Origin of the sequence: Aestuariibius insulae (assembly GCF_040783535.2) — a bacterium.
GTDB lineage: Bacteria > Pseudomonadota > Alphaproteobacteria > Rhodobacterales > Rhodobacteraceae > Aestuariibius > Aestuariibius insulae.
Window position 1 is genome coordinate 155186 of sequence record NZ_JBFONW020000004.1, and the last position, 14193, is coordinate 169378.

The 14193-nt window shown below is 56.1% G+C and carries 17 protein-coding genes; 5 read left to right on the forward strand and 12 right to left on the reverse strand.

The annotated features are described in order from the left end of the window. Positions 1 to 89 precede the first annotated feature (89 nt). From AAD018_RS12290 to AAD018_RS12300, 3 genes are all read right to left on the reverse strand, one after another. Positions 90 to 1112, reverse strand: coding sequence for a DctP family TRAP transporter solute-binding subunit (locus AAD018_RS12290; RefSeq protein ID WP_367314375.1), 1023 nt, complete (start codon positions 1110 to 1112; stop codon positions 90 to 92). Between the two features lie 80 nt (positions 1113 to 1192). Beyond that, complete coding sequence (locus AAD018_RS12295) at positions 1193 to 2830, reverse strand: phosphate ABC transporter substrate-binding/OmpA family protein (RefSeq protein WP_367314376.1); 1638 nt, start codon at positions 2828 to 2830, stop codon at positions 1193 to 1195. Between the two features lie 346 nt (positions 2831 to 3176). Then, a complete protein-coding gene (locus AAD018_RS12300) occupies positions 3177 to 3575 on the reverse strand; it encodes a hypothetical protein (RefSeq protein WP_367314377.1) in 399 nt (132 codons plus the stop codon). A 342-nt stretch (positions 3576 to 3917) separates the two neighbouring features. Here AAD018_RS12300 and AAD018_RS12305 point away from each other — a divergent pair, with 342 nt between their 5' ends. Beyond that, positions 3918 to 4214: a hypothetical protein gene (locus AAD018_RS12305; RefSeq protein WP_367314378.1), complete on the forward strand. Its 297-nt coding sequence runs from the start codon at positions 3918 to 3920 to the stop codon at positions 4212 to 4214. A 16-nt stretch (positions 4215 to 4230) separates the two neighbouring features. Here AAD018_RS12305 and AAD018_RS12310 read toward each other — a convergent pair whose 3' ends face one another. Further along, on the reverse strand, positions 4231 to 5433 hold the full coding sequence (locus AAD018_RS12310; RefSeq protein ID WP_367314379.1) for a pyridoxal phosphate-dependent aminotransferase: 1203 nt from the start codon (positions 5431 to 5433) through the stop codon (positions 4231 to 4233). A gap of 78 nt (positions 5434 to 5511) precedes the next feature. On the opposite strand from AAD018_RS12310, the gene AAD018_RS12315 reads away from it, so the two are divergent. The 3 genes from AAD018_RS12315 (at position 5512) to AAD018_RS12325 (ending at position 6758) form a co-directional block, all read left to right on the forward strand. Beyond that, entirely contained in the window at positions 5512 to 5901 is a 390-nt protein-coding gene (locus AAD018_RS12315; RefSeq protein ID WP_367314380.1) for a helix-turn-helix domain-containing protein, read from the forward strand. 35 nt (positions 5902 to 5936) lie between these two features. Beyond that, on the forward strand, positions 5937 to 6155 hold the full coding sequence (locus AAD018_RS12320; RefSeq protein WP_412005274.1) for a succinate dehydrogenase assembly factor 2: 219 nt from the start codon (positions 5937 to 5939) through the stop codon (positions 6153 to 6155). 93 nt (positions 6156 to 6248) lie between these two features. Further along, on the forward strand, positions 6249 to 6758 hold the full coding sequence (locus AAD018_RS12325) for a MarR family winged helix-turn-helix transcriptional regulator (RefSeq protein ID WP_367314382.1): 510 nt from the start codon (positions 6249 to 6251) through the stop codon (positions 6756 to 6758). Here the strand turns inward: AAD018_RS12325 and AAD018_RS12330 are convergent. After that, positions 6752 to 7609, reverse strand: a complete 858-nt coding sequence (locus AAD018_RS12330) for a DUF1194 domain-containing protein (RefSeq protein ID WP_367314383.1) — start codon at positions 7607 to 7609, stop codon at positions 6752 to 6754. The two genes, AAD018_RS12325 and AAD018_RS12330, sit on opposite strands and share 7 nt — an antisense overlap. Further along, complete coding sequence (locus AAD018_RS12335; protein WP_367314384.1) at positions 7576 to 8004, reverse strand: VOC family protein; 429 nt, start codon at positions 8002 to 8004, stop codon at positions 7576 to 7578. The genes AAD018_RS12330 and AAD018_RS12335 overlap by 34 nt, the downstream gene beginning before the upstream one ends. Before the next feature lie 148 nt (positions 8005 to 8152). Here AAD018_RS12335 and thyX point away from each other — a divergent pair, with 148 nt between their 5' ends. After that, positions 8153 to 9070, forward strand: a complete 918-nt coding sequence (gene thyX / locus AAD018_RS12340; protein WP_367314385.1) for an FAD-dependent thymidylate synthase — start codon at positions 8153 to 8155, stop codon at positions 9068 to 9070. Positions 9071 to 9110: 40 nt separating this feature from the next. Here the strand turns inward: thyX and AAD018_RS12345 are convergent, their stop codons facing one another. The 6 genes from AAD018_RS12345 to thrS all read right to left on the reverse strand — a co-directional run bounded on the left by AAD018_RS12345 (position 9111) and on the right by thrS (position 14041). Further along, positions 9111 to 9317, reverse strand: coding sequence for a cold-shock protein (locus AAD018_RS12345; RefSeq protein WP_367314386.1), 207 nt, complete (start codon positions 9315 to 9317; stop codon positions 9111 to 9113). Positions 9318 to 9491: 174 nt separating this feature from the next. Further along, complete coding sequence (locus AAD018_RS12350; RefSeq protein WP_367314387.1) at positions 9492 to 10007, reverse strand: DoxX family membrane protein; 516 nt, start codon at positions 10005 to 10007, stop codon at positions 9492 to 9494. Then, positions 10004 to 10726 (reverse strand): HvfC/BufC family peptide modification chaperone, encoded by a 723-nt coding sequence (locus AAD018_RS12355; RefSeq protein WP_367314388.1) that lies wholly within the window; start codon positions 10724 to 10726, stop codon positions 10004 to 10006. Before AAD018_RS12355 ends, AAD018_RS12350 begins: the two co-directional genes overlap by 4 nt. Next, positions 10723 to 11562, reverse strand: a complete 840-nt coding sequence (gene bufB / locus AAD018_RS12360; protein ID WP_367314389.1) for an MNIO family bufferin maturase — start codon at positions 11560 to 11562, stop codon at positions 10723 to 10725. Before bufB ends, AAD018_RS12355 begins: the two co-directional genes overlap by 4 nt. Positions 11563 to 11619: 57 nt before the next feature. After that, on the reverse strand, positions 11620 to 11922 hold the full coding sequence (locus AAD018_RS12365; protein WP_367314390.1) for a BufA1 family periplasmic bufferin-type metallophore: 303 nt from the start codon (positions 11920 to 11922) through the stop codon (positions 11620 to 11622). A gap of 172 nt (positions 11923 to 12094) precedes the next feature. Then, the gene (gene thrS / locus AAD018_RS12370; RefSeq protein ID WP_367314391.1) at positions 12095 to 14041 is read right to left on the reverse strand and encodes a threonine--tRNA ligase; all 1947 of its coding nucleotides are present in this window, start codon (positions 14039 to 14041) and stop codon (positions 12095 to 12097) included. Positions 14042 to 14193 lie beyond the last annotated feature (152 nt).

Sequence of the window (14193 nt, forward strand, 5' to 3'; positions counted from 1 at the left end):
TGATTTGGCAACGAAATTGGTCGAAACGAACGACGTCTGCCCGACGTTTCAGCCGGGCAGACGCCAAGTCAGTCAGGAGATCCCTACGTCTAGTTGAAGGGATCGGCCTCTGCGTTGATCCGGATGGCCGCATCTACAAACTCAGTCCCGATGCTGGGCTTAAATCGATCTAGGATCGGAGCGAAGGCGTCACGCCATTCCTGCATCTCAGCAGGGGTCAGGCGCAGAATGATACCGTCGTCGTCCAGAATATACTGACGCTGCTGCTGGTTCAGTTCGAACGCGAAACGATTGCGCTCGTGTGTGACCAGGTTGGCGATAGTGATGAAATCCGCGCGTGTCTGCTCATCAAGGTCATTGAGGAAGCTCTGAGAGGTCATCATCGGATAGCCGATATAGGTGTGGTTCGTCTCAGTCACAGCCGCTTGAACGCGGTAGAATTCCTTCGTGGCGATATTGGCCCAAGTGTTCTCCTGGCCTTGGACTTCACCAGAAGCGAGCGCGTCATAGACTTGCGAGAACTTAAGCTTCTTTGGTGTAACACCCATGATGTCCAACACTGCTGCAGTGATTGGCGAGCTAGAAGAGACCCGGAAGGTCAAGCCTTCGGCATCGCCAGGGCTGCGCATCGGAACGGTTGCGGAAAACTGGCGCATGCCGTTACTGACATATCCCAGAACTTCAAAGCCGTCGTCCTTCACCTCTTCGCCGATCTCATTGATGACATCGGATTGCAGGAATTCGAGGACGTGCAGAGGACCGTCGAAGAGGAATGGCAGATTGAAGATATCCGACTTCTGGCTATAGGCCGAGATTTTGGCAAAGGCGGGCATCGCGAAATGTACATCGCCATCCAGCATTGCCTGGAACAGAGTTTCGTCATCAGGATAAAGCTCGCTGCTGCCGTAGACTTCGACGCAGTAGCGCCCGTCCATCTGAGCGTTTATCTGCGATGCATATTCCATCGCTGCCTCACCCTTAGGGTGACCTTGCAGGGAGGTGACAACACTGAACTTTAGAACTTCTTCGTTACCGTCACATCCTGTCGGGTCAGCGGCGGCCATGAAGGGTGCGACCAGCGTAGCCGCTACTAGTGTCGATAAAAACTTCATCGATCTTACTCCTTTCGCCGATCCCGCTGCCCGCCGGAGCAGACAGACAGGATCAAGCTATGTACCGTTTAGATGCCGGATTAGGTGCGGTCGCCTGCGACCACGTCCTGAACCCATACCTCAACGCGACGGTTGATCCGGCGACCGGTATCCGTCTCGTTGCAGCCGAGCGGTGAAACCTCGCCAAAGCCGATTGCACGGGTTTGGGTAGAGGTATTCAGATCCGGGTTCGCAGCGAGGACCGACCGGCGAACCAGTTCTGCCCGCTGTTGCGAGAGAAGCTCGTTCAGATCGGCCCGTCCGACGGAGTCGGTGAAGCCAACGAACAGCACTTCCTTGTTCGCGAAACGCGGGCTCGAAAGAAGCTCGGCCAGACGTTCAACGTCAGCTTCGGCGCGGCTATCGAGGCGTGCCGACCCCGTCTCAAAGCGGAACGTCGTAGAAAGACGGTCGGCTGCGAGAAGAAGCTCGAACATGTTGCGCATCGAGATCAGTTCTTCGGGTGTTTCGTTGTTCACGATAGCCGAGGCTACACGAATACCTTGGGAGTTGATCGTTTCGGACGAGACGCTTTGATCGATAAAACCAGCATTCGCGACAAGTTGCTGCCCATCTTCTGTCGAGATGTAATCAAGGAAGTCACGCGCGTGGAAAGGAAGCTGATCGTCCGTGTTGTACATGTAAAGCAGACGGGTCAGCGGATATTCTTCCGTCTTGATCGTGAAAGATGTCGGCGGCGTTCTCAGGCCGCAGACACCTTCGATGGCAAGAGCGGCTGCGTCGTCGGCCTTGGCAAAGCTTGTGAAACCAAAACCATTGGGGTCATTCTTGACCGCTTCGGTGATTTCAGCATCGCTTTCGAGGATCGTGATGTTGCCATTAACGGTCAGGCCGTTCGGGCGCATCAAGAGAGCGTCGAAGACTTCGCGTGTGCCGCTGTCGGCTTCGCGAACATAAAGGTTGATAGGACCATTCCGACCGCCGAGTTCGGACCAATTGCTGATCTGACCGCCGAAGGCAAGCGCTGCGTTGATTTCGGAAACGGCACGGACGGGGTTTTCCGGATGCGTAACAAGGACGAGACCGTCGAGGGCCACGATGTGTTCCTGACCTGGCGAGCGCAGGTCACCGAGATTGTTTTCCGCAAAAGCTTCGACTTCGCGGTTCCGGGCCGGACGAGTTGCCAGCGCGAAGGTCGCGTTGTTTTGCAGCAAAGCTTGCAGACCATCACGAGTGTTTGACGGCGCAATGCTGATTTCAGCTGTTCCGCGCTCGTCTGTGGACACTTCATAAGTTGTGTCGTTGCCATTCCGGATCTCTTTCATGAGATCGGCGCCAACGCTCTGACCATAGCCGTTGACGAGAGCCGGAATCAGCTCGTCCGTCAGCGACCGGGACCCAGCGATTGAGAATTGCGAATCATCGGGTTCAGCGTCGGGGCAGCCGGGGCCGCCGCAGGTCACGAAGTCTGTGGCAATCGAAACGGTGCCGATTGCTGTCCGTACGACATAGGTTTGACCATCAAATTCGAGCAGGTCACCCGCAATCGATACAGACTTGTCCAGTGTTTCAAGGGTAACAGGCTCTGCATTGGCAACTGCGCCAAGCATGAGTGTGCTAAGACCGGTAGTGGCCAGCAAAGTTTTTAGCGCTCTGGTCTTCATGGGGTGAACCTCCGAGGCGATTGAGCAGTTAGGGAAGAAGGCCAACGGCCTCATCTAGGTCTTCAGTGACGGACAAATGCGACCAAATCGGTGCACCGGACGGCCAATTTGTTGACAATTCGTGGTCAACCTTGCGGATTGATGACGTGTTTTGAAAACGTGAACACACTGTAAACGAAAGGGAATTCGTGCGAAAGAGCTTTTAAAACTAGGCAGATAGAACGTGTCTGCCTTAAAAAAGCCCTCTGAGCGCGAGCATTTTTTCGCCCAATCCAGCTGCCTGGTAGGCAAAACACTGCTCGCATCTGCGGGCTGCTGATCAAAGGTGTTGCATCCTGAAAAACCTCTTTTCGAGGCTCACCTTATGTCAACGCCGTCGAGAACGCATCAATAAGCGTGCTCAGCCGTTCAAACGGTGTGACTTTTTCCGAACCAAGACGCTTCGAAGATCATGCATGGCCATCAAGAGTGCGTCTGTCACCTCCTCAAGCTCGTCATCGGTGGCAGAGGACTGGGCCCATTGGGTGGTCAGGTTTAGATAATCCACCGCTCGGTGGATGTCGTCGATGTCCCTCTTCTTCAGGATCTCCGTCCGCTTGGACATCCACTGGTCGATCTCGGTCTGATCTTCCTCTGTGAGTTCGATCCCGTTCTTCGGCCGGACTGTGCCGTTGCGCGTGTTTATGACAGCAATCTGGTCCATCTCGATACGGCGATGCCGATTGTCGGTGCTCACCCGAAATACAGTCGCTCCATTTTCACGAACGCGGAAATAATAGGGAGGAAGAATCTGCGACATGGTTGGGCGTCTCCGAGTCTTTGGTCAGTTGATCGTGGCCCGTCTTTTGGGGCGCTGAGGTGCGTATCAGCCTTCTGACCGTCTTTCTATGCTGTTTGATACTGTCCGCTTCGATCTGAGTTATACGTCTGTTCGCGGAACATAGTCATAACGCATGCAGTTTCCCGCCGATGACTTGGAACTCCTTTCCAATATGTCGCAGGTATGTTAGCGAGCTGCCGTCTGCCATCAGAACGGAGGACACTATGAAAACGGAAACCCTATCCCGCTGCTAGAGGCAGCCTATACCGTTCTAGAGCGCCAATTGGCGTTCACCCGTTCCAAAAGATGTCAGGACATTCCATGCATCCGCCTTTTTGGGTGGTCGACCCGCGTGTCGATCACCGGTCCGATCCCGCGTCTCGCGGGCGATCCATTGTCAAACGCACATCGCCAGAGGTTTTGGCGATCACGTCCTTCGAGCCGTCCGGTCACTTCCCACCGCATAGTTTGCTGGGCGGTCCGATCCCAGTTCACCGGGCGCAGCCCGAAAAAGATCCCACGGCCGATCCGCGGTTCGAGCCTGTCGAACCCGGTGGTGTCTTGAAATGGATGCGCGACCGCTTCGACAGACGAAGCCGTGATGCGGTGAGAGTATGAAGTAGTCTGTGCGGCGTCAGGTCAGCGTCGCGCAGAAATCCTGTATTCGGGTGCAGGCTTCAGTCAACGCCTCGTCGGAGGTGGCGTAGCTGATCCGGAAGGCGGGCGAGAGGCCGAACGCCTCGCCAAAGACGACGGCGACGCCCTTTTCCTCAAGCAGGGCAGTTGCAAAGGTCGAATCGCTGTCAAGACGCGTCCCGCCTGCCGAGGTCTTGCCAATCAATCCTGCAATCGATGGGTAAACGTAGAACGCGCCTTCTGGGGTCGGCACACTGATCCCATCGATCTTCCGCAACATCGACAGGACCAGATCGCGGCGCCGAGCGAAGGTACGGTTGTTCTCGGCGATGAATTCCTGCGTGCCATTAAGCGCCTCAACAGCAGCCCATTGCGAGATCGAACAAGGGTTCGATGTCGACTGCGACTGTATTTTACGCATCGCCGAGATCAGCTTTTCCGGCCCGCCTGCATAGCCGATCCGCCAGCCGGTCATCGCGTAGGCCTTTGAGACACCGTTACAGGTCAGCGTGCGGTCCAGAATGCCGGGCTCGATCTGGGCAGGGGTCGCGAAAACGTAGTTATCGTAGGTAAGGTGCTCGTACATGTCGTCAGTCATGACCCAAACATGCGGATACTTCATCAGAACGTCGGTCAGCCCCTTCACCTCATCGGCGGTGTATCCCGCACCCGTTGGATTGGACGGCGAATTGAAGATGAACCATTTTGTCTTGTCAGTGATCGAAGCCTCGAGCTGATCGGGTGTGATCTTGAAGCCTTGATCGACACCGGCCTCAATGGTCACAGGCATGCCACCAGCGAGTTTGACCATATCAGGATAGCTGACCCAATAGGGCGCTGGAATGACGACCTCGTCGCCCTCGTTCAGAGTGGCCATCAACGCGTTGTAGAGGATCTGCTTGCCGCCGGTGCCGACCGAGATTTGCGCGGGGGTATAGTTCAGCCCATTGTCGCGCTTGAATTTGGCGCAGATCGCCTCTTTCAGCTCGGGGATACCGTCGGCTGCGGTGTATTTCGTCTTGCCAGCGTCGATGGCAACCTTGGCGGCGTTCTTGATATTTTCGGGCGTGTCGAAGTCCGGTTCTCCAGCGCCGAGGCCGATCACGTCCCGGCCCGCGGCCTTGAGCTCTCGCGCCTTGTTCGTGACGGCAATCGTCGCTGACGGCTGAACGCGATCGAGTGTCGCGGAGAGAAAAGACATGAGAGCCTCCGGGTTGGAATATGGGCCTCCCGCTGTCATAGGAGCGGGGACGTATGCACGCAAGACAGAGGATGCTTCATGACCGAAGTCGAGAGCTGGTACAGCGCCGAAGCAGCGACATTTGGCGACCGGGTCGCCGGAGCGCGCGAAGCAGCGGGTCTGGATCAACAGGAGTTGGCCAAACGCTTGGGGATAAAGCTAAGCACCCTTCGAAATTGGGAAGAGGACCTCAACGAGCCCCGCGCCAATAAGCTCCAGATGCTCTCGGGTCTTTTAGGCGTGTCGTTGACTTGGCTGATGACTGGCAAGGGCGATGGGCTCGATGCGCCAGAGCAGGATGCGGTGGGGAGCGATATGAAGGACGTGCTTATTGAGATGCGCCAGCTCAAAACGGTGATCGACGGTGCATCCGATCAGCTTTCACGTCTGGAGAAACGGCTGCGCAAGCGCCTAGCAGAGCAAGGATGAGCGAGCCTCGAGAGATTTGCATCCGGCGCCTGGCCATGAGGTCGATGCGACGCGGGATGAAAGAGATGGATTTGATCCTGTCGGCTTATGCCCAGAGCAGACTCAATACGATGGAGCCTGATAGGCTGTCCCTCTACGACGATATGCTCAACGAGAACGATCAGGACCTCTATCGTTGGATAACCGGACAGGAAGAGGCTCCAGAGACATATCGCCTCCTTGTCGCTGATATCCGACGCCATATGCTGAACTAAGTCAAACTTTAGCAGCTTTTGATCACCGTTTAACTTATTGTTCGGGATTTCCCGTCATTTCTGGCTCAACCCGATAATGAGGAACAGCCGGACATGACCGTTCACACTGACCTTGAACCGACCCAGACCAGCGACCATTCGGCCGCCTTCATGACGAGCTATCTCGAAGCCTTAGCGTTGGTAGAGCGTCTTCATCGACTTTTGCTCGACGTCATTAAAGATGAGTTCGAACGGGTCGGCGTTCTTGAAATCAATGCGGTTCAGGCCTTGTTGCTCTTCAATATAGGGGACAACGAGGTGACGGCGGGTGAGCTCAAGACACGCGGCTACTATCAGGGTAGCAACGTCAGCTATAATCTAAAGAAGCTGGTCGAAAGCGGCTACATGCATCACGAGCGATGCGAAATTGACCGGCGATCCGTCCGTGTGCGCCTTACGAATAAGGGGCGCATGATCCGCGATGTCGTAGGGCGTCTCTTTGAGGGACATGCGGATGGCCTTCAAAGTAATGGTGTGCTTGGGATGCAGGGGATGGACGAAATCACGACAGCCCTGCGCCGTGTAGAGCGGTATTGGACCGATCAGATCCGCTATATCTACTGAGCCAGCCGAGGAGCGGACAGACTGGCCGAACCGACAGTGAGACTGGTCAGCTCTCTTAACAACTTGCGTCGCATGGCACGCTCGTAGTCCTCAAAGCCATTAGCGATCTCGATGAAGGACAGATCGCCTCTGACGACATTCGTTTCAAAATAGACCTCAAGCTCGTCGGTCTGCTCCCGGATTCTACGGCCGATTGGAGCTGGGGTCGTTTTGATAACAAGCCCATTCACCGTAATAGCCGGATCAAGATCAACATCCTGCGGACGGGGGCCGGTGTTCGAGACGCCGTCGCCCGAGATATCGAGTGTCAATTGCCAGCAGGGCTGTGATGTAAGGAGCTCCCCTCCATGCAGCATCGCCTGACCGAGAGCGGTTGAAGGATTGGCCGCCACTCGCGGTGCAGTTTCAATCCGCTGGATAAGTTGATCCAAAGCTGCGTCGCTATCGACCTGGAGCCAGTCCGAAATTGTCTGTTGGTCGCCAGGGCCAGACCATTCGAAGACCGAAAATCTTACGGGATTTTCGATATCTTTTAACAAAACAGCGCGGACATCATCTGAATTCAGCGCAGCCGCGAGACCACGGCGCTGGAGGGAATGCTCTGCCTGATCCACAGATCCTGATATATCAAGAGCGAGAACGAGCGCTTGTCGACAGCCTGCTTCGGCCAAAGAGCCAAGAGACAGAGCCGTCAATCCCAAACAAATGGCCACCCCCATACGGCGGTTTCGAGTTTGCCTGACGCATCGTGAAAGAGTGTCGGTCCGCGAGACCGTCATCCCGTCGCCTTTCAATAGATACTGCGCGGTCTGCAAGCTTACCAGTGGCCTGTATTTTGCATGCTCGCCCAAGGCTCTTCCTTTGGTAAAGCGTCACCCTCTTGAAGGAGTTCGATTGATATATTGTCAGGCGACCGCACAAAGGCCATGTGACCATCACGCGGAGGACGGTTGATCGTCACGCCATTTTCCTGAAGCTTGGTGCACATATCGTAGATATTGTCGACGCGATAAGCGAGATGCCCAAAATGTCGGCTGTCATCGGGAAGGGCATCGTCACCATCCCAATTATAAGTCAGCTCAACCGGACATTCCTCCTGTCCCGGAGGCGCCATGAAGACTAGGGTGAAACGTCCGCCGTCATTCTCCATTCTCCGCGTTTCCTTGAGGCCAAGAAGCTCATAGAACGCCATCGATTTCTCCAAATCCTTTACGCGGACCATGGTGTGAAGGTATTTCAGTGGCATGATGAGATCTCCCTCTGTTCGATCATCTCACTAACTTGTCTTTCTCGTATCTACCAGACGCTCCGTTGCGGCACCAAATATTGAGGTCGCACGACGTCTTTTCGCCAGATAGGGTGGCGAGGCGAGTCGAAGAGTGGAAGGATCAAACATGGCCGTCACACAGAGCCAGCAGGATGAGATAGACGCTTTACGCAATGCTCCTCGCTCGACGCTCCGGGCCGTCAGTGAGGGGATGGAAGCGCATCTCTACAAAGCCCATTCGGTTCTAGATCATGGCTTCGTTCGCGTTATCGATTACATGGGCGATGATGCCGCCATCTGTCAGGCCGCACGCGTTTCTTACGGCAAAGGGACTAAGTCGGTTCAGAACGATGAGGGGCTGATCCGCTATCTGATGAGACACTGGCATTCGACACCGTTCGAGATGTGCGAAGTTAAGCTTCACGTCAAACTGCCGGTCTTCGTTGCCCGGCAGTGGATCCGGCATCGGACTGCAAATGTGAACGAGTATTCCGCGCGCTATTCGATCCTTGATCGCGAGTTCTACATTCCGCAGCCAGACGCGCTTGCGGCGCAATCGACCTCGAACAATCAGGGACGCGGAGAGACCCTTGAGGGAGATGAGGCGGAACGCGTTCTCGAGATCCTGAAATCCGACTCCGGTCGGGCCTACGACCACTACGAAGAGATGCTGGGCCAAGAGGGACAAAAGGGGCTGGCCCGGGAACTCGCGCGCATGAACCTACCCGCGAATATCTACACGCAATGGTACTGGAAGGTCGATCTGCATAACCTCTTCCATTTCCTGAGGCTTCGAGCAGATGCCCATGCGCAAATGGAGATTCGGGTCTATGCGGAGGTGATCTGCGATATTGTGCGCGATTGGGTCCCCGCGGCCTATTCTGCTTTTGAGGATTACAGACTTGGCGGCGCTCAGTTCTCGGCAAGCGGTCTCGCCGTTCTCAAGCGTATGCTCGCTGGAGAAGATGTCAGCCAAGACAACTCTGGTCTTTCGAAAGGGGAATGGAGGGAATTTCAAGCCGCTATCGGATCGGCCGATCCCTAATGGACCGGCCATATCCATCATCTAGTTGGCCCCAGTGCGACTAGAGCGCCTTCAGGTTACCCGCCATTTGCCGGCCATCGCGGCCTTCTTCGAGGTCAAATTCAATCTTCTGATCATCGGCAAGACCGGTCATTCCGGATCTTTCGACGGCCGAGATATGGACAAATACGTCCTTTCCGCCGTCATCCGGGGCAATGAAGCCGTAACCTTTGGTTGTGTTGAACCATTTCACGGTGCCAGTGGGCATCTCCGTCTCTCCTCTCGTCGTGTCCAAGGTCGGACCCAGGTGCCAATCGTCCGGCGCCCTCGCGCGAGGGGACGTCACTTCGGCTTCTACTCAACGATAGCGTGATTCTGGGAATTTCAAACCGTCAGGATAGGGTGAACAGGAGATCGGTGGCCGTCTGCCGATTCCGAGGCCTCAGCGCCTGAAGAGAAGGCGATCTAAGGACAGCGGACCTGCGCCAAGAAAGAGCGGAATAGAGAACAGAGCTATCCACAGCGCTCTTTGATCGGCCAGTGCGGCGTCCGGTAATCTGTCAAACCACAGACCGATCGTGCTAGAATCGGCACCATGCCCTAAGATGTCAGTTGCGGTTTGCACCAAGACGAAGCCGATCATACCCACGGCTGCCAGACGTGTCAGAAGGCCGATAAGAAGCAGAACGGGTAACACAAACTCCGCCATCGTTCCCGCCCAGACGATCGCTGTCTGGACAGGGGAAAGCTGAGAAGGATCGAACCCGGCGGCTTCCATGGCGCGCGGGAAGATCTGTGCATAGGCTCCAAGGCTCAACGAAGTGCCATCCAACTTGGTTAAGGCTGAGTTCCAAAAGTAAAAGAAGAGGACGCCTGCAAAAATCACGCGCGCCAGGGTTGGCAGGATCGTAAAGGCAGCGCGATCGAGGCTATCGACCGTGCGGTAGAGGGTATTCATGGGTTGGCCTTTCGATGGAGATCTATGATTGTGCCTTGCCCGAGAAGAAGACCAAGCACAGATGTAAGATCTGCGCCGGGATGGCTCGAAAGGGAAGCGCCTAGCGTCTGCTGATCCGCAATCGCCTCAAGCAGCCCCACATTTGCGGGATCGACGACGGTCATGACCGGATCGTATTTTGAACGGGTGATGAGCACAGTCTCGGCTCTCATCTTAGGCCTGAGGCTCTTGTCGGTCTGAGCCTTGTAGATACCATGGATCGGCCAATTGGATCGGATGGTCCTGGATGCCGGTGCAAGGACAAGACAGGTGCCGAGCAGCTCATCTTCGGTCAGATCCGTCAATCTCGCCGGTTGGATAGGGCGCGCATCGGCTGCGTGGTAGCTTTCGCGAAGCGCCTGTTCGAGCCTTGCGATATCTGGAAGATAGGGCAGGTCCTTAGCGGGAGGAAAGCTATCCAAAAAGGCTGGCAATTCCCCCCCATAGAGCGCAAGACGAGGGTCCTGTGGAAGATGTCCGCGAAGGAATATCCCAGCCATCGCCTTGAAGAACTCGTCACCGACAAGAGTTCGGACGGTCGGAAAGGCGGCTTCCAGCGCTCCGGTCAACGAGACCGCGACATTATTTCGGTAGATATCAAAACGATTTCGGGTGGCTTTTGAGATATCGTCCGGAGGCGATGCGTCCGGGCGTAAAAGAGCGGCTGTAAAAGGTGTCATCCGGCCAGCGCAAGCTGAGCACGGGCCGCTTCGTCGCGTAGGACGGGGAAGGGCGGGACATCGGTATCCCATTCAACAAGCAGCGGTGCCGGACCGGTTTGGGACAGCGTATACGCTAAAAGATCCCACACGGGATCAGCTACGGATTTTGCATGACTGTCGATCAAAAGACGACTGCTGCCTTGATCCTCTTCGTCATGCCCTCCGAGATGGATTTCTCCCACAGCATCGGTGGGAAAGGCGTCAATATATGCTTGAGGTTCAGTCTCGAGGTTGGTGGCGGAGATGAAGACGTTATTCACATCAAGCAACAGGCCGCAGCCGGTCCGGGTCGTCAGCTCGCTTAGAAACTCAGTTTCGGTCATCGTCGAGGTGTCAAAGGACAGGTAGCTGGAGGGGTTCTCGAGAAGCATCTGGCGACCGAGTGTATCCTGCACTTGCGCGATGTGACCAGCGACCCGGCTCAAGGATACCTTGTCGTAGGGAAGAGGCAGCAGGTCGTTCAAATAGCCGGTATCGTGGGTCGACCAGGCGAGGTGTTCCGAGAAGCTTGCCGGGGAGAGCCAGTCGCAAAGATATTTGAGCCGGGCCAGATGATCGGGATCGAGCTGGCGCTCGCCGCCGATGGAAAGGCCGACGCCATGGACTGAGATCGGAAAGTGCGCGCTGAGCTCGCGGAGCTGCGCCAGGGGTCGACCACCATCGCCCATATAGTTTTCAGCATGAATCTCAAGCCAGGCCACAGGACCCGGATCGTCCAGAAGGTCCTGAAAATGCTGGGATTTAAAGCCAATTCCGGGCTGGTTTGGCAAGGTTCTGTCAGTGGTGTCCAGCATTCAACCAGCTTTCGGTTGGGAAGGCGCCCGCTCAAGGATCTGGCGGGCGCGCGAGGTTTATGCAGGCAGATCGCGGTCGAGCTCTTCGAGAGACCCAGCCCGTTCGGAGCCATCGGCCATAGTTGGAAGTTCAATCTCGCTGCAGGTACCTGCGGGAACGAGTGTCCAGGCATTGCCTTGATAGTCGACGGTCGACGTGCCGGCGCAGGTCGTTCCGGGACCGGCGGCGCAGTCATTTTCGCCGGCGAGGGACACACCGTAGCACTTCTCGTTCGCTTGGGCGTTGGCGGTTTGGGCGAGGCCGGATACGGCTGTAGCGACGGCGGAGGCGATGGCGAACGTCTTGATCGTGGTGGACATGGAGCGACCTTTCTTATGTCGTATCGAACTGTGGTCTGCCCGCGGGATGCGGGGACGTTCGCAGGATAGAACCGCAGACCTTGCCCTGCCCATTCACGAGCGCGTCAATCACGCAGCCGTCAACGCCTGTCACGGCTCGCAAGGATCCGGTTACAGCGAGAACCAGTCAGATTTAGGCCAGGTCCGGCGGTGTTGCTTCGCGGGCGAGATCATTTGTAACCTCCTCTAAGGGTCTGACACTACTTTGTTTTTCTCCAAGTCGCCGAATGGAAACTGTCCGCTCTTCCACCTCCCGCTGACCGATCGCAAGGATGACGGGCACCTTGCCGACCGAATGTTCGCGGACTTTGTAATTGATCTTTTCGTTACGAGTATCGGCTTCGGCACGAATACCGTTCTGCCGAAGTATTTCAACAACCTCGTTCGCGTAGTCGTCCGCATCCGACACGATTGTGGCCACCACCACCTGTCGGGGGGCGAGCCAGAAGGGCAGCTTTCCGGCAGAATTCTCGATCAGGATGCCGATGAACCGCTCAAAGCTGCCGAGGCAGGCCCGGTGGAGCATATAGGGACGATGTTTCGCACCGTCTTCGGCGATATAGGTTGCATCAAGCCGTTCCGGCAGATTGGGATCGACTTGAAAGGTGCCGCATTGCCACTCGCGACCGATGGCGTCGGTCAGTTTGAAATCAAGCTTGGGGCCGTAGAAAGCGCCTTCCCCCTCGTCGAGGGTATAGGGATGACCGGTTGATTTGATCGCGCTTTCCAGCGCGCTTTCGACATGGTCCCAGGATTCCTCGCTGCCGACACGCTTTTCAGGCCGTGTCGCGAACATGATCTCGAAGGTGTCGAAGCCAAGATCGCTATAGACCCCCGCCAGATAATCGATGAAAGCAGCGCACTCCCCCTCGATTTGATCTTCGCGGCAGAAGATGTGGCCGTCATCCTGGGTAAAGCCGCGCACACGCATGATGCCGTGGAGCGCGCCTGAAGGTTCGTACCGGTTGCACGAGCCAAACTCGGCAAGGCGCAAGGGAAGATCGCGGTAGGATTTAAGACCCTGATTATAAAGCTGAACGTGACCCGGACAGTTCATGGGCTTGAGCGCATTGACGGCCTTTTCCCGGGCGTGATCCTCGTCGACTTCGACGATAAACATATGCTCTTGATATTTATCCCAGTGTCCTGATTTCTCCCACAAGGAGCGATCGACGACTTGCGGTGTATTCACCTCCTGATATCCGGCCGCGCGTTGCTTGCGGCGCATATAGTCCTGCAATTCGGTATAGATCGACCAACCGTTGGGATGCCAGAAGACCTGACCGGGCGCCTCTTCTTGCATATGAAAGAGGTTCATTTCGCGTCCGAGTTTGCGGTGGTCGCGCTTTGCCGCCTCTTCGAGCATTAGCAGGTGTTTCTTAAGATCCTCTTTATTTCGGAAGGCGACCCCGTAAATTCTTTGCAACATCGCCCGGTCGCTGTCACCGCGCCAATACGCTCCGGCGACCGACATGAGTTTCCACGCATCTCCAGGGACTTGGCCTGTATTCTGAAGGTGGGGCCCACGACACAGATCCTGCCAGTCGCCGTGCCAGTACATCCGCAGCGGCTCGTCGCCGGGGATCGCCTCGATCAGCTCGATCTTATAGGGCTCGCCGCTGTCCTTGTAATGCTGGATCGCGCGCTCCCGGTCCCAGATCTCGGTTCGGACGGGATCACGCAGGTTGATGATTTCTTTCATCTTTTTTTCGATGAGTCCGAGATCTTCGGGTGTGAAGGGCTCTGCGCGGTCGAAGTCGTAGTACCAACCGTTCGCGATGACGGGGCCGATGGTGACCTGGATATCGGGCCAGATCTCCTGAACGGCGCGGGCCATGATATGGGCTAGGTCGTGCCGGATAAGCTCGAGCGCTGGAGCTTCGTCCTTCAGCGTATTGATTTCAATGGAGGAATCTTGCTCGATTGGCCATTGGAGATCCCAGTGATCACCATTGATATTGGCCGAGATCGCTTTTTTTGCGAGACTGTTCGAAATCGACGCTGCAACGTCTTGGGCGGTGACGCCCTTGTCGTAAGAGCGGCTGTTACCATCAGGAAAAGTCAGGGAAATCTGGGACATGGTCCGATGCTCCTCGTCAGTTTGGCGCCTACGGGACGCCCGGTTGCGGGTTGATATTGGTGCTTGATGACGGGGCGTCTGAGCTCCGTCAAGGGGATGCGGTATCCGGTCGGTATTGCGTCGGTATCCTGTCGGTCGAATTGTGTCATTAA

Excerpts from the sequence above, each read along its gene's own strand:
- AAD018_RS12290 (WP_367314375.1), bottom strand. The coding sequence starts at position 1,112 with ATGAAGTTTTTATCGACACTAGTAGCGGCTACGCTGGTCGCACCCTTC.
- AAD018_RS12295 (WP_367314376.1), bottom strand. The coding sequence starts at position 2,830 with ATGAGGCCGTTGGCCTTCTTCCCTAACTGCTCAATCGCCTCGGAGGTT.
- AAD018_RS12300 (WP_367314377.1), bottom strand. The coding sequence starts at position 3,575 with ATGTCGCAGATTCTTCCTCCCTATTATTTCCGCGTTCGTGAAAATGGA.
- AAD018_RS12305 (WP_367314378.1), top strand. The coding sequence starts at position 3,918 with ATGCATCCGCCTTTTTGGGTGGTCGACCCGCGTGTCGATCACCGGTCC.
- AAD018_RS12310 (WP_367314379.1), bottom strand. The coding sequence starts at position 5,433 with ATGTCTTTTCTCTCCGCGACACTCGATCGCGTTCAGCCGTCAGCGACG.
- AAD018_RS12315 (WP_367314380.1), top strand. The coding sequence starts at position 5,512 with ATGACCGAAGTCGAGAGCTGGTACAGCGCCGAAGCAGCGACATTTGGC.
- AAD018_RS12320 (WP_412005274.1), top strand. The coding sequence starts at position 5,937 with ATGAGGTCGATGCGACGCGGGATGAAAGAGATGGATTTGATCCTGTCG.
- AAD018_RS12325 (WP_367314382.1), top strand. The coding sequence starts at position 6,249 with ATGACCGTTCACACTGACCTTGAACCGACCCAGACCAGCGACCATTCG.
- AAD018_RS12335 (WP_367314384.1), bottom strand. The coding sequence starts at position 8,004 with ATGCCACTGAAATACCTTCACACCATGGTCCGCGTAAAGGATTTGGAG.
- thyX (WP_367314385.1), top strand. The coding sequence starts at position 8,153 with ATGGCCGTCACACAGAGCCAGCAGGATGAGATAGACGCTTTACGCAAT.
- AAD018_RS12345 (WP_367314386.1), bottom strand. The coding sequence starts at position 9,317 with ATGCCCACTGGCACCGTGAAATGGTTCAACACAACCAAAGGTTACGGC.
- AAD018_RS12350 (WP_367314387.1), bottom strand. The coding sequence starts at position 10,007 with ATGAATACCCTCTACCGCACGGTCGATAGCCTCGATCGCGCTGCCTTT.
- AAD018_RS12355 (WP_367314388.1), bottom strand. The coding sequence starts at position 10,726 with ATGACACCTTTTACAGCCGCTCTTTTACGCCCGGACGCATCGCCTCCG.
- bufB (WP_367314389.1), bottom strand. The coding sequence starts at position 11,562 with ATGCTGGACACCACTGACAGAACCTTGCCAAACCAGCCCGGAATTGGC.
- AAD018_RS12365 (WP_367314390.1), bottom strand. The coding sequence starts at position 11,922 with ATGTCCACCACGATCAAGACGTTCGCCATCGCCTCCGCCGTCGCTACA.
- thrS (WP_367314391.1), bottom strand. The coding sequence starts at position 14,041 with ATGTCCCAGATTTCCCTGACTTTTCCTGATGGTAACAGCCGCTCTTAC.